The sequence below is a fragment of the Geobacter sp. DSM 9736 genome, from assembly GCF_900187405.1.
GTDB lineage: Bacteria > Desulfobacterota > Desulfuromonadia > Geobacterales > Geobacteraceae > DSM-9736.
Window position 1 is genome coordinate 3,892,090 of record NZ_LT896716.1, and the last position, 13,799, is coordinate 3,905,888.

At 52.3% G+C, this 13,799-nt stretch carries 14 protein-coding genes; 4 read left to right on the forward strand and 10 right to left on the reverse strand.

The window, feature by feature from the left end; all coding sequences use genetic code 11:
- Positions 1-35 precede the first annotated feature (35 nt).
- The 9 genes from CFB04_RS17470 to CFB04_RS17505 form a co-directional block, all read right to left on the reverse strand.
- The gene (locus CFB04_RS17470; RefSeq protein WP_088536592.1) at positions 36-875 is read right to left on the reverse strand and encodes a HAMP domain-containing protein; all 840 of its coding nucleotides are present in this window, start codon (positions 873-875) and stop codon (positions 36-38) included.
- Between the two features lie 74 nt (positions 876-949).
- The gene (locus CFB04_RS17475) at positions 950-1,708 is read right to left on the reverse strand and encodes a cytochrome c3 family protein (protein ID WP_088536593.1); all 759 of its coding nucleotides are present in this window, start codon (positions 1,706-1,708) and stop codon (positions 950-952) included.
- A 90-nt stretch (positions 1,709-1,798) separates the two neighbouring features.
- Positions 1,799-3,193 carry a polysulfide reductase gene (locus CFB04_RS17480; protein ID WP_231934273.1) on the reverse strand — a complete coding sequence of 465 codons (1,395 nt, stop codon included), beginning with the start codon at positions 3,191-3,193 and terminating at the stop codon, positions 1,799-1,801.
- Positions 3,190-4,110 carry a 4Fe-4S dicluster domain-containing protein gene (locus CFB04_RS17485; RefSeq protein WP_088536594.1) on the reverse strand — a complete coding sequence of 307 codons (921 nt, stop codon included), beginning with the start codon at positions 4,108-4,110 and terminating at the stop codon, positions 3,190-3,192. Before CFB04_RS17485 ends, CFB04_RS17480 begins: the two co-directional genes overlap by 4 nt.
- Before the next feature lie 56 nt (positions 4,111-4,166).
- On the reverse strand, positions 4,167-4,688 hold the full coding sequence (locus CFB04_RS17490) for a cytochrome c3 family protein (protein ID WP_088536595.1): 522 nt from the start codon (positions 4,686-4,688) through the stop codon (positions 4,167-4,169).
- A gap of 72 nt (positions 4,689-4,760) precedes the next feature.
- Positions 4,761-4,931, reverse strand: coding sequence for a hypothetical protein (locus CFB04_RS18160; RefSeq protein ID WP_172825534.1), 171 nt, complete (start codon positions 4,929-4,931; stop codon positions 4,761-4,763).
- 46 nt (positions 4,932-4,977) lie between these two features.
- Positions 4,978-5,223: a hypothetical protein gene (locus CFB04_RS17495; protein WP_088536596.1), complete on the reverse strand. Its 246-nt coding sequence runs from the start codon at positions 5,221-5,223 to the stop codon at positions 4,978-4,980.
- Between the two features lie 55 nt (positions 5,224-5,278).
- Positions 5,279-5,662, reverse strand: coding sequence for a response regulator (locus CFB04_RS17500; RefSeq protein ID WP_088536597.1), 384 nt, complete (start codon positions 5,660-5,662; stop codon positions 5,279-5,281).
- A gap of 46 nt (positions 5,663-5,708) precedes the next feature.
- A complete protein-coding gene (locus CFB04_RS17505; protein ID WP_088536598.1) occupies positions 5,709-5,957 on the reverse strand; it encodes a hypothetical protein in 249 nt (82 codons plus the stop codon).
- A 420-nt stretch (positions 5,958-6,377) separates the two neighbouring features.
- On the opposite strand from CFB04_RS17505, the gene CFB04_RS17510 reads away from it, so the two are divergent.
- The 4 genes from CFB04_RS17510 (at position 6,378) to CFB04_RS17525 (ending at position 12,033) form a co-directional block, all read left to right on the forward strand.
- Positions 6,378-8,702 carry an ATP-binding protein gene (locus CFB04_RS17510; protein WP_088536599.1) on the forward strand — a complete coding sequence of 775 codons (2,325 nt, stop codon included), beginning with the start codon at positions 6,378-6,380 and terminating at the stop codon, positions 8,700-8,702.
- 23 nt (positions 8,703-8,725) lie between these two features.
- Complete coding sequence (locus tag CFB04_RS17515; protein ID WP_088536600.1) at positions 8,726-10,126, forward strand: sigma-54 dependent transcriptional regulator; 1,401 nt, start codon at positions 8,726-8,728, stop codon at positions 10,124-10,126.
- 67 nt (positions 10,127-10,193) lie between these two features.
- Complete coding sequence (locus tag CFB04_RS17520; protein WP_157698828.1) at positions 10,194-10,418, forward strand: hypothetical protein; 225 nt, start codon at positions 10,194-10,196, stop codon at positions 10,416-10,418.
- 199 nt (positions 10,419-10,617) lie between these two features.
- Positions 10,618-12,033, forward strand: a complete 1,416-nt coding sequence (locus CFB04_RS17525) for a sigma-54 dependent transcriptional regulator (RefSeq protein ID WP_088536602.1) — start codon at positions 10,618-10,620, stop codon at positions 12,031-12,033.
- 2 nt (positions 12,034-12,035) lie between these two features.
- On the opposite strand, the gene CFB04_RS17530 is transcribed toward CFB04_RS17525, so the two are convergent.
- A complete protein-coding gene (locus tag CFB04_RS17530) occupies positions 12,036-13,655 on the reverse strand; it encodes a sensor histidine kinase (RefSeq protein WP_088536603.1) in 1,620 nt (539 codons plus the stop codon).
- Positions 13,656-13,799: the final 144 nt, after the last annotated feature.

The window sequence follows — 13,799 nt, forward strand, 5'->3', positions numbered from 1 at the left end:
GATTTCTCCGGCGGGGAAATGTAGATGATGTGGCTTCACCCGGATTTCTGCCTCACGCTGTTCCGGGCAAGTTCCAGCTCCTGTTCGGCCTTTTGCAGTCGCTGTGCAACAACGGCGACGTTGTCAGCGAGCGCTTTAAGTTCTCCGGTATGAGGGGGGGGCGCGGCATTTATATTACCATTCCTTACGGCCGCGGTGAATTCGATTATCTCCCGAAGCGGTACGAACACGTTGCGGCGAAGCAGAGCGCAGACTCCGCCGATCGTAAGTATCAGGACGAGGAAGCTGAAGATCATGAGCCTGCTGCGCATGAGAGAGAGTGCTTTCTGGAGCGGAGCGGATGAAACCCCCAGATCGAGTGTCCCGAGGACCTTCTGATTCGCGCTATGAAAATGGCAATCAGCGGTGAAGCAGACCGGTTCATTGTATACGGGAGCGGTAATGGCTATAACCTCGACCCCTTTTTCGTTCACGTACCGCCGCGCCTGCTGCATGACCCCCAGGCTGGCGGCTGGGACGGGGCCTGCGTGACAGCCGACGCATCCGGCTGCATTCTTGTCCACGAGCCTGTTGATCTCATTGTGGTCCTCGGAGAACATGACGAGGCCCTTTTTGTTGAAAATCCTGACATGCTCCATTCGCTCCTGCGCTCCCACGCTATCTATGATGTTGCGCAACGTTTCCCTGTCGGACTTGAGCATGGCGTAACGTGTGGATCTGATGATCGTGTCTGCCAGATCGGTTTCGTAGCTGACGGCGTCGTTGATCAGATCGTTCTTCATGTGGGAGTAGAGAAGTATGCTGCTCACGATCACGAAACCGGTTACGGCAACTACAACCGGCACGATGGCACGAGCGGTCAATGACTTGAACATACCATTCCTTTCAGGGGAGCGACAATTCCTGCGATGGGCAGGGGCACCGAAACTCGGTGCCCCTGCCAGTGGGGCTATTTGTGGTGGCAGGTATCACAATTGGCAGCGACGGTAAATGCGGTTTTGCCGTCATGGCATTTGCCGCAGGACTTCCCTTTCTCCATTTCCGTCATGGAGACAGGTTTGTTGCCGGTTGCAGGCTTGAAGACGCCATTGTGGCAGTCTCCGCATTTGTACATGCTGATATGGGTGTCGTGGCTGAACTTTACGTTGCTGATCTCTTTTACCTTGAAGGTGACGTCTCTCGTAGGGTGACAGGCCCCGCACTTGGCGACGCTGAAAGCAGTTTTCCCGTTATGGCAGGCTCCGCACGATTTTCCTTTTTCCATCTCGGCCATCGTGACCCGTTTGTTGGGTCCGGTTTCGTAGAGCTTCGTGTGGCAGGCGTCGCACTGCATTTCCTTGAGGTGCCTGTTGTGACTGAAAACCACAGGCCCTGTCTCGCGAATCTTGAAGGTTACGTCCTTCACCTTGTGGCATGCGGTGCAGTTGCTTAGGGGGAAGGCGGTCTTGCCATGGCACATGCCGCACGATTTCCCTTTTTCCATATCAGCCATGGAGTATCGGGTTTTCATCTTCATGTTGTCGTTATGGCATGATTTACAACTGACATTCGGCGATTTGGGAGATTTTTTCTTCAGATGCACCTTATGACTGAAGACGACCTTCCCTCCACCCTTGGTATCGTAGGTGACATCCTTCAGTTCCAGCGCTGCAGCATTGGAAGCACAGCAGACAAGTATTGCGGGAAGAAGCAGCCATCTGAATTTCATGTTTCTCTCCTTGCATAAAAATAGAATTGCCGGACCTTTTACAGCCCGGCAATTATAGAGCAATAAATTTCCATTTTCAATTAAATCCGATTAAGTAATTTCGTCCATGGACTTGTAGCTGTTCGAGGAAAGATTCTCATTCTGCATAGTGCTATACGTGGCGACGGAGGCAGGTCTATCCGACACCCGGTATCCCGTCTGCTTGTTCTCGGTTACCGGGACCGTTGCAAGTTCGTCAGCGGTCTTCCATGCGTAAAGGATCGGCAGGCGGTAAAGGATGAACCGGTACACTGTTATGTAGATGGCAAAAATCGTTATGCAAATGACAACTTCACGCCAATGCGGGATCTCTCTGTATGGGAGCTTCCAGTTGAAGGTGATGAGAGCGGTGTTTACCCGATTTAGAACTACGCCGAAGACTGTCAGGAATGCAGTGAATCGGACGAGTCCCACCTGCTTGTTTCTGATGGCGTGGGCGAAGAGGAAGAGCGGAAGAACTACGCCGATCCCCATTTCAAACATGAACCATTTACCCCACCCGGTGGTGAGATATTCCCACTTGTTGTCATGTGCGATTCCTATGAGCTTTATCGTCAGGTAGGTAGCGAGGCCCATGCTTGCGCCCTTTGCCAGAGCTATCTGAAGTTTTCCGAGAGTGTTCTTGAAAGTTTCGTCGCAGCGCCAGCCCATGAACTTGTTTGCGATGGTGCTGACTGCGATAACCATGCACAGACCACCTGGCAGCGATGATACGAAGAAGTGTAGCCACTGGAAGGATGCGGAGTACCAGAGTGGATGTACCTTGCCAGGAGCGTAAGTGAACAGCGCACCCAATGCCCCCTGGTGCAGGGTGGAGAGGATTATGCCGGCGACGGTAAGACCGAGGACGATCTTTTTCACCGCCCGCTTTCCTATCGGGAACCCAATCCACTCGAAGAAGGAAACGGAAACCTCCGCGATCTGGACAGAAAGGTACGTCGAGACGTGCCACGCGACCAGAAAAAGAACGGCTGCAGGCCCGAAGGACACTACCATCGGGTACGGTAGCCGCCACGGCTGCCCCAGATCCACCAGCAGGTACACGACTGCGAAGAAGTATCCGAGTAGGCCGTTGAGCAGTGCCAATCGCTCGATCGGCTCGAAATCGTGCCGCCCGAATACTTCAACTGTAGTCCCCAGTTGGAATCCGGAGGAGGAGAGCGGCACCATGGCGAACAGGCCGAATCCCAGGAAGAGTCCCCAGGGGTAGTCGTTGGAGCTGTGTGTTACCCATGACAGCCCGAAAATAAAGCGGCCGATAATTATCGGGATCCCGATAGCGAAGATCACGCCGAGTATCCAGTTGAAGGGATTGCGCAAGGCCTGGGTCAGGTACTGCCCCGGCGATAGACCGAGAAACAGTTTTTCCATGAGACTCCACTTCTGGCCTGAAGCCTTGTAGAGCGAATCTACCATTTCTATGCCGTGTGCTCTGTAGGTTTTCATTTGTGGGAGTCCTCCTGCGCTGATTTGGAATGATCATCGTGCTCATGCCCTTTGTTCTTAGTCGAGAGCAGGTGAAAGCCTGTGAAAAGGGCGGGCCAGATCGAGAGCACCATCGGGACGGTGCCGAGGAACTCCTTGACGTTGGAAATAATCGGTTCGTTGGCCATCGTGGTGTCAAATCCGACCTGATCGAAGGGGACACCTGACAGGTAGAGCCAGCCGGTTCCGCCAACCTCTTTTTCGCCGTACACGTGGTCTACGTACTTGTCGGGAGTTTCCCGTATCCGCTCATGAGCCCTCTTGATGAGGTCTTTGCGGTACCCGAATGTAAGAACCTCCTGGGGACAGATCTCTACACATGCTGGGGGTTTTCCGTATTTGACCCGTGTGTCGTAGCAGAATATGCACTTCTTCACCACCGGATTGAAGGCACTAGAGTAGCTGTAGCCCGGGGCGTTGAACGGGCATGCTATCATGCAGTTGCGGCAGCCTACGCAGATCTTGGGGTTGTAGATGACCGCGCCCTCTTTCGTCTTTGTATAGGCGTTGACAAAGCATGAAGTGAGGCATGCGGGTTCGTTGCAGTGGTTGCACTGGATCTTCCGGTAGACGGGTGCTCCATTGTTCTGTTGGTCGTATTTGTTTACGACGGTGTATGCATATTCATCCGGTCGGCGTTTTTCCTTGAATACGGATTGATCGGTGAAGGAGGTTTCCGGTTCCGGAAGCTTCTGCTCCTTGTTGCAGGCGGCTTCGCAGCTGCGGCAGCCGATGCAGCGCGTCAAGTCCACCAGAACTCCCATCGCCTCGGGATACCCCTCAAAGGAACCGCCACTCCAGGCTTTCTTAGACATGCCCACCGTGGACGCAGCAGCTCCGCATGCCAGACAGCCTTTCAGGAAATCTCTTCGTTTCATGGTTGTAGTCTCCTTCGGTTCGATTTCAAATCTTCAAGCATTTCAAATGCGAATCATCAGTGGCCGCCGTGTTTTCTTCCAGCGGTTGCCTTTGGAGCGAATGCCCCCGCTTTGTAAAGTTCGTCACCGGATTTGGTTCGAGGATGGCAGTCTTCACACCCTGTCGGACCACCCTTCTTGTCATGGCATCCGATGCAGTTTATGTGGTACGCACCCTTCAAGCCGGGCTTGTCGGTGTGGTACATCTGAGGATCACGGTCCCTGAGGCTGGCAGCGGCAAACGGTTCCCGGACATGACAGGATTTACATGCAACATTCTTGGTTTCACCACTGTTGCGGTGGCATCTGACGCAGTTGCGGTCCTCGAAAAGGGTTCCCGTCGTATGATGGTGACAATCGGCGCAGTCCTTAGTGAGGCTGATATGTTTCGCATGATCGAAGGGGACTCTCTCATAATATTGAACAAGGGAGTCTAGGTTTATCGTATCGGGCACGCTGGCACCCCGAGAGTCGAGTGGGACCAGGTACAGCATCAGTGCTGCAATTCCACCGATGAGCCAGTTCCTGACAGCATACATAGTTAGTTCTCCTTTATCGTTGGCATTACCATTCAATTGAAAGCCGGTGCCGAATCATCGGGTTAAAGCATGTCAATGGCTGGAATCATTGTTGTCCGATTTGTGGATGTAGCGGTAAAAAATCGGGAATCCGCAGAAAAAAGCGACGCAGATCAGGTACTCGACCCCTTTGATGTACTGGTAGAAATCTACAAGTGTGTACACCGATTTGATTTCGCCGATTGACTGAAAAAGTTCTGACATGATAGTTCTCCTCTCTTTTTTTATTTATGGTCTCTGAACGAGAGCTTTATTTTCCTGTTTCAGCCTTGGCTGCTTCACTTTTGCCTTCAGCGGTCACGACACTTTTGATCATTCCCCAAAGCGTGATGAGAGCGGGTATCAGCTGAGCAACTACCACCAGTGCGCAGAAGCCGAGGAAAACCAGAACGAGGATGCCGCTGTTGTAAACCTTGGTTGTTGATGCTGCAAATGCAGGGGTAATGGTCAGAAGCCAAAGCAGCAACGTGTTGAGAAGTAGCATAGTCCCTTTCATGACAGCCTCCTTTTGAATGTGATTTCCTCCTGCTTAATCTTACGCATCATTTTATTCAGCTAGCTCGCTGGCTCTTGAACGCACATTGCACGGCCTGCCGGATTTCTTCTCTGTCCTCCGGTTTGACTGGCTTGAGGGCGTGGTAGAAAATCCCTTCCTTGCGAAGTTTGCGGATCAGAGGTAGAGACATTTCGTTTGAAACCAGAATGATGGTCACGTCACGATTGCACTTTTTGAGTAGCGGTATGAGGTCCGTCGCCGTAATTTCATCGAACTCGCTGCTTATCAAAATCACCTGGGCCGTCTTTTTAAGGATTCCGTGGAGCGCGTTGGCTGCCGAGTTGGTTACAGTTACGTTGTATCCGGCCTCTATGAAAAGGTCCGCCATCTGTTTCCGGGAATCCAGATCCTCATCCGCTATAAGAAGTCCTTGCGTCATGATCAGCTCCTCTTCGCGTACGTAATGTGGCAGTCCCTGTGTATCGTCAGGTCCGATCGCTCTCGGTTCCCGTTGGTGAAGCCTCTTCTTTCACTGAAGAGAAAAGGCCCTTGATCATCGACATGAAGAGCATGGTGCCGGGGAAAAGCTGAAACACGACTATTAGGGCACCGAAGGCAATGAATAGCACCAGAATCAGGCTAAATCCTTCCGTCTCGGCTCCTCCGGCTGCATAAGCAGCAGAAGCGAATCCTGTAAAGATGGCAAATGGTAGGTTCTTGATAGTCGTTTTCATGGTGATCCTCCTTCGTGACCTGCAGAGGGACTTCCTTTGCGAGTGGAAATGCACCATATGTACCAGTATTAAAAATGTTTATTATTTTTATATTAACTATTTGAAACTCATCATTTTTTTTGTGTAGAAAGGCGCTATCGCCTGCAGGCTGTCTGTTCGTCTGTATAAGTTTTTTATACGGGATATACAGGAGAAAAGGGTGTGCAAGACTCGGTATGAACGTGTAAATACCCTAAACCAATGAAGATTACGCCTGCGGCGAAGGTGTATGTAAAAATATGCGGATGTATTTTCAAATAATATTTGTTAATAATATAGTTCCAAGAGTTCATGGGGCGCCACTGAGGTTTACTGGAAGGATGATACACTTACGATAAGGCATGTTCTTAGGGCAGGCGGCTGTTCGCGGGCGGGGTAATCATGATTGAGCGGGATTGCAAATGGAGGCTCAATCCACTCAACATTTCGCTTCTTTACGCGCTCATCGGGGTGTTGTGGGTTGTGCTTCCGAGCCAGTTTTTCACGATGCTGTCGCACGAGCCAAGCATATACAGAAGGATGGAGGACCTGTACAACGGGCTCTTCATCATAGTGACCGCCTGGGGATTGCACTTCATCATCAAGAACAACGAGGAGGCGATACGCCGTCGGCAACAATCGTTGCGAAGGCTGAACAGAGCACTGAAAGCCTTCAGTGAATGCAATCACACCCTGATCAGGACGACCGAGGAACTGGAACTGATGAACAGGGTGTGTGAAACAATTGTGAAGGTTGGCGGATACCGGCTTTCTTGGGTTGGTTTGGCGCAGAGCAATCCCGAGAAGACGGTGTTGCCGGTGGCGCAGTCGGGTGATGACGGAGGGTATCTCGACACCCTGAGGGTCACGTGGTCAGATACGGAAACGGGGCGTGGGCCTACGGGACTGGCAATCCGCAGCGGCATGCCCAGTGTTGCCCAGCACATCCTGACGGATCCTCGTTGGGAGCCGTGGCGGGAACGTGCCCTCAAGTATGGCTACGCTTCGGCAATATCGCTTCCTCTCACGGACGATACGGGAGTTTTCGGTGCACTCGTCATACTTTCAGGTGAACCTGGAGCTTTTGACCGGGAGGAGATGAAGCTCCTGGAGGAGCTTGCTGACAACCTTTCTTACGGGATAAATGCATTACGCCGAAATGAGCAGCGCAAGAAAGTTGAAAAGGAACGTAAGCTTCTGGCCTCCGTCGTCGAGCAGGCAATGGAGGGAATCATCCTGTTTGACAGTGATGGCACGATCCAGTACGTAAATCCGGCGGCTGAAAGAATAACCGGATATGTGCAGCAGGGAGTGAGCGATGACCCCCATGAGGGGGAGCAGAATCGGGAACTTTACGAGGCTATATGGGAGACCTTGTCGCGAGGGCACGATGGAGTCGGGCACTTCATCTACCAGGGGAGACAGGGCATTCAGTATGAAATCGACCCGACTATTTGGGCCGTTACCGACAGTTCCGGTAAAGTCAGCAACTATGCGGCGTTAATCAGGGATGTGACGCGGGAGGTACAATTGGAGCGCCAACTGCGTCTTGCTCAGAAAATGGAAGCCATCGCTACTCTTGCAGGGGGGATCGCGCATGATTTCAACAACAACCTCGCTTCGATAATTACCTGTACCGAGATGGCAAGAGAGGATGTGTCCCCCGATTCTCCCGTGCGGGAATTGCTCGACGTTGTTTTGAAGGCCGGGTACCGGGGCAGGAACCTGGTGAAGCAGATTCTGACGATCAGCTGCCAAGGAGAGCAGGAGAAGCAGCCCGTCCAGGTGGAGCTGATAGTGGAGGAGTGTCTGAAACTGTTGCGGGCATCTTTTCCTGCTTCAATCGAGATCCGGAAGATGTTCGGCGAAAACCTGGGAGTCGTACTTGCAGACCCCACTCAGATCCACCAGATAATCGTCAACCTCTGTACCAATGCAGCCTATGCCATGCGAGATAAAGGAGGGCTGCTGGAGATATCTGCATCTAATGTGGATATCGATGCAGACGCCGCCGCGGAATTCCAGGACCTCCAGGCTGGTCGATATATGCGGCTTGATGTTGGGGATACTGGACATGGCATGACCCCAGAGGTGATGGAGCGTATTTTCGATCCTTTCTTTACTACAAAGAAAAAAAGCGGCGGGACTGGCTTGGGCCTTTCGGTGATTCACGGGATAGTGAAGAACCACCGGGGCGCGATCACAGTCGATAGCAGTCCAGGCCATGGCGCACGTTTCCATGTTTACTTGCCTCGCATCGACAGTTCACGGGAAGTTTCCGCAAGCGAGCCACCGCTTCCTGCAATGAAAGGGAACGAAAGGATTCTTTTTGTAGACGATGAGGAGGATGTAGCCTACGCCGGAGGGAAGATGCTGGCCCGCTTCGGTTATGAGGTCGAGGTTCTGCGGGACAGCCGCGAGGCTCTAAAAATGTTCCGCGCGGACCCTTATCGTTTCGATCTCGTTTTTACAGATCAGAACATGCCGAACATGACAGGAACGGAACTCACCAAGGAAATTCTCACGATTCGTCCGGATACGCCTGTAATCTTATGTACAGGTCTTGGTCCGGCCAGCTGTTTTGTGAATAAGAAAGAAAAAAAGGCTCTTGGTATTCGAGAGGTTGTGGTTAAGCCCCTGGATCAGTCTGAATTGGCACGAATCGTCAGAAGGGCTTTGGATGCACCGGGAGAGTTGGGGAGCGCTGCCGGTGCGGGTTCCGGATGAGCAGCAAGAGGTGAGGGGGAAGTATGGCGAGAATCCTCATAATCGATGATGATGAAGAAATATGCAGTTCATTCTCCTTTGTCGTAAAACGAATGGGGCATGAAGCACTATGCGCAAACACCCTTAAAAAGGGGCTGGAGCTCTCTCGGTACGAGCCGTTCGATGTCATATTTCTCGATGTGCGCATGCCGGATGGAAACGGTCTTGAAGCTCTGCCTCAGCTCAAGGGTACGCCTTCGGCCCCGGAAATTATAATTATCACGGGGTTCGGGGATGCCCATGGTGCTGAGCTGGCAATAAAGAGCGGAGCCTGGGACTACATAGAGAAGGGATCATCCCTCAAGGAGATCAGCCTCCCACTTTCACGAGCACTGCAGTATCGGGAACAGAAGCAGGCTGAGAGCACCAACGTGGTAGTGCTGAGGCGGGAGGAGATAATTGGCAGCAGTACCAGACTGACCGAATGCCTGGAGCTAGTGGCACAGGCCAGCGGCAGTGAGGCCAATGTTCTCATAATGGGGGAGACCGGGTCGGGAAAGGAACTTTTCGCTCGTGCCTTGCACCGCAACAGTTCCCGGGAGCGAGGCCCTTTTGTGACGGTCGATTGCGCTGCTCTACCGGAGAACCTGATAGAGAGTCTGCTGTTCGGGCACGAAAAAGGGGCTTTCACAGGTGCTGACCAGGCTAAGGAAGGGCTTATACGTCAGGCGGACGGCGGGACGCTCTTTCTGGATGAGGTGGGCGAACTTCCTATGTCTCTTCAAAAGGCCTTCTTGCGTGTCCTTCAGGAACATCGGTTCCGCCCGGTGGGAAGCAGCAGGGAAGTCAGCAGCGATTTTCGGCTGGTAGCAGCAACAAACCGAAACCTGGAAAAAATGGTGGAGAACGGGCAATTTCGGGGGGATTTGCTGTTCCGTCTTCAGGCGTTCGTTATCGAGTTGCCGCCTCTGAGAGAACGCCGGGAGGATATAAGGGAGCTAACAAGGTATCACGTGGACAGGTTCTGCGAGCATTACAGCCTAAGCGCCAAAGGGTTTTCCCCTGAGTTTCTGGAGACGCTCTGCTCATACCCGTGGCCGGGAAATGTGCGGGAGCTGGTCAATACCCTTGAGCGGACGGTGATTCTCGCGCGTTTCGAGCCGATACTGTTCCCTCAGCACCTGCCCCCCTACATAAGAATACAGGTAACTCAGGCTTCGCTGGTCCACGAGATCCATATCGACGAGGATACAGGTGTCAATTATCTGGTCAGCCTGCCGAAACTTCACGACTATCGGGAGACTGTGTTTTCGCAGGCAGAGAAGCAGTACTTGCATAACTTGATGTCGCTGGCCGACGAGAACATGGGCGAAGCATGCCGTATCTCGGGCCTGTCCCAGTCGAGGCTGTACGCGCTACTCAAGAAGCATCAGATTTCTTCGTAAATGTACAGTTGCGCATCGTTGGGAGGAGTTCCGTATCAAAATTTTTCCTCGAAAAATTCAGGGGAGGGTGACATTATCTTTGGTGTCGGGCCTTCTGCTCGCGCTGGCCGGCATACTCCCCGGTGATGCTGCATTCAAGTCCGGTTTCCTCATGAAGCTGTTTTACCTCTTTTTGGGGGCGATTGTGGTCGGAATGATCATAGCCTTCCAGGTTCTTCCGGGGCTGGCGAGCATAGAGACAATGGTCAGAGGCATCCGCACCCTGTCCAGAAGAGCGGGAAGGCGCCGTTGAAATCCTCCTGTCCCTCGATTTTTCCCTCCTAGTGGTGCTGCGGCACCATCCATCTATCCATCTACTACCCCTAGCTGTTGACGCTTGACTTCCAGACTCTTTTTCTTTAAAGTAATTAAGCTCATTTCATGTATGGTGATTCATCGCTTAATCTTCTAATGCTTGTGTGATTTCAACTGGTTGCACAGGGGCGAGCACGATGGAAACAAAAAATATTCTGGTTGTGGACGATGAGGCGATCATTCGTGAGGGGCTTCGGCGTATCCTGGAGGGAGAGGGTTTTGTCGTAGAGACGTTCGGTGCAGGACGCCCCGCCATAGAGAGAATGCAGGATGAGGACTTCAGCCTAGTCATAACTGACTTGAAGATGCCCGGCATGAGCGGCTTGGAAGTCTTGAAGAGCATCAAGATACTTCAGCCGGAAGTTCCTGTGATCATCATAACTGGTTATTCCACTGTGGATACGGCCGTAGAGACGATGAAAAGCGGCGCAGTGGATTATGTGGCGAAACCGTTCACGCCGGAACAGATCATAGAGAAAGTGACAAAGGCTCTTGAGCAGAAGGCAGTACTGATCGACAGCATGTACCTGCGGAAGGAACTGCGCGATCACCACGGCTTTGACATGTTTATCGGCGAGAGTCGGGAGATGCAGCGGATCTACCGGCGTATCCTTCAGGTTACACCCACTGACAGCACCGTTCTGATCACCGGGGAGAGCGGGACGGGAAAGGAGCTCGTGGCAAGGGCAATTCACCGTAACAGCCCGCGGCGAGACAATCCATTCGTAGCGGTAGACTGCTCATCTCTGGCTGAGAACCTTCTGGAGAGCGAACTTTTCGGTCATATCAAAGGATCCTTCACCGGAGCGATCCAGACGAAGACGGGTCTCTTCAAAGTCGCTGACGGGGGAACACTCTTTCTCGACGAGATTTCCAACATCAGTCTCACAACACAGGCAAAACTGCTACGTGTCCTTCAGGAACGGGAGGTTACTCCGATCGGTGGTACTCAGCCAATCCCGATCGATATTCGTCTTGTCGGAGCTACCAACAGGAACCTGCGGTCGATGGTGGCCGAAGGGTCGTTCCGGGAGGATCTGTTTTTCCGCCTGAACATTATTCCCATCGACCTTCCGCCCCTGCGAGAACGGAAGGGGGATCTGCCGCTGCTCATCGGATTCTTTCTCAAGAAGTTTTCCGAGGAGTTCGGTAAAGAGATCCGCGGAATTGCTCCCGACGCCATGGCCCTGCTGGAAGGGTACCAGTTCCCAGGCAATGTACGGGAACTGGAAAATCTGATAGAACGCGCGGTGGTTCTGGCGGAGGGTGACCTTATTCTTAAGGATGATCTGGAATTGCAATCTGCCGAGGAAAAGAGGAGCCAGGTGGCGGAGTACGTTCCGCAGAGCCTTGAGGAGCTGAAGGAGACCAAGCGGCATATCCGGGAAAGAGCTATAGAGCCTATTGAAAAGGCGTTCGTACTCCATGCTCTGCAACGTAACAACTGGAATGTCACGAGGGCAGCGGAAGAAACGGGCATGCTGCGCCCGAATTTTCAGGCGCTCCTCAAAAAACTCGGAATTTCGGTGCGTAATCAGGTGGGAGGGCATTGACGTCAGCTGCAGAAATCTTTCAACTGGTTATTCATTCCCGAACCATTGTCTGCAATTTCTTCCGCATCAAGCGGAAGTCGTATAGTAAAGGTCGTTCCTGCTCCTACCGTGCTTTCAACTTCGATCTTCCCCCCGTGACTCTCGATGATCCCGTAAGAAACTGACAGTCCGAGCCCTGTCCCCTTCGTTTCCTTTGTTGTGAAAAATGGATCGAAGATCTTCTCCAGGTTGTCCGGGGCGATACCGCAGCCATTGTCTATAACTTCTACAAAGACTCCATCTGAACCCGTGCCTGAAGTTATGGTCAAGTCACCACCAAAAGGCATTGCATGGCTTGCATTGAGGAGGATGTTGACGAAAACCTGCTCGATCTGGTGCGGATCTACCAGCACCGAGGGGATATTTTCATCGTATCGCTTCGTGATTATTATGTCATGGAAGCTGGACTGGTTGGTGACAAGGGCCAGCGTCTCGTCCATTATGGTATTTATGCATGACAGCTGCTTCTGCGGAGGGGTCTCCCGGGAGAAGTCGAGCAGTCCCTTGACGATCTTTGCACACCGCTTCGTTTCCCGGACGATCATTGCCATATCGTTCTTCATGACAGGATCTAGCCTCGAGTCGTTGTTGATCATCGAAGAAAACATGAGGATTCCGGTAAGCGGGTTGTTAATTTCGTGAGCGATTCCGGCCACCAATTCTCCCAGTGACGCAAGTTTCTCGGAACGTACCAGTTGATTCTGCATCATCTGAATTTCCTTGGTACGCTCTTCGACCTTCTCTTCCAGGTTCTTTGCCCATTCTTCCAGTTCGGTTCTTGCTTTTTTCAGGTTGACCGTCATTGAGTTGAAGGCTTTTGCAAGTTCGCCAAGTTCGTCGGTTGAAAAATAGGGAACAGTGGCGTTGAGTTCCCCTCTGGACAGAAGTTTAGTGTGTTGCAGTAGATGTTTTACCGGCTGATTGACTAACGTTTGAGTGAAGAGGGTGATGCTTCCCCATACAAGCAGCGTCACGAATACCGTCATGGCGCTGAATTTGTACCGGTAGGAATCGAGCAGCGCACGCATGTTGTCGAGAGACACCACCACGTCGAGGACACCAAGAACGCGGGCCGTGGGAGGATGGAAGTGACAGGGGGCCGTGTAGCAGGCCTTCTCGTTATAGATGGCTTTGGCGAGCCCCATGACCTGCTTGTTGTTTCGGTCGTGAAACATTCGACTACGGCTCATGGTCGGGACTTGGGTCAGAGGCACCGAGCCGGCATGACACATATTGCATGCCTCCGCACTCTTGTCGACAAATGTGCCGATCTCGCTCGCCTTTGTTGAATATATGATAATCCCGTTCTTGTTCACCATTCTGATCTGCTCGATGCCGCTCTGCGTTCCTACCTCCCGGATCGTCTGGTAAACCCGCTTCTGGTCATTTTCAAGCATTTGATGGTGGGTCGTTTTGATGAGGGTCTCGGTGAGTTTGTCCGCATCGGAGGCCGCCTCTTCAAGGACTAGCTTTTCAAGCGCCTCGAGGCTTATGTACGAAAAGAGCGCCATGAACAGCAGGAGCATCAGGCTCGTCGAGATCGAGAGCTTGGTTATCAGGCTGAACCGGAAGAAATTCACCATTTGCTCCGCAGTGGCTTGGAGGAAACTGATTAAAAATTTGAGAGGATTCAAGACTAATGTACAACCATCCTCTAGTCAAGTCCTTATTCCCAGGGCGAATCATGAGTCCGACGTGATGCCGATTCTGTGGGGGACTATCGTGTG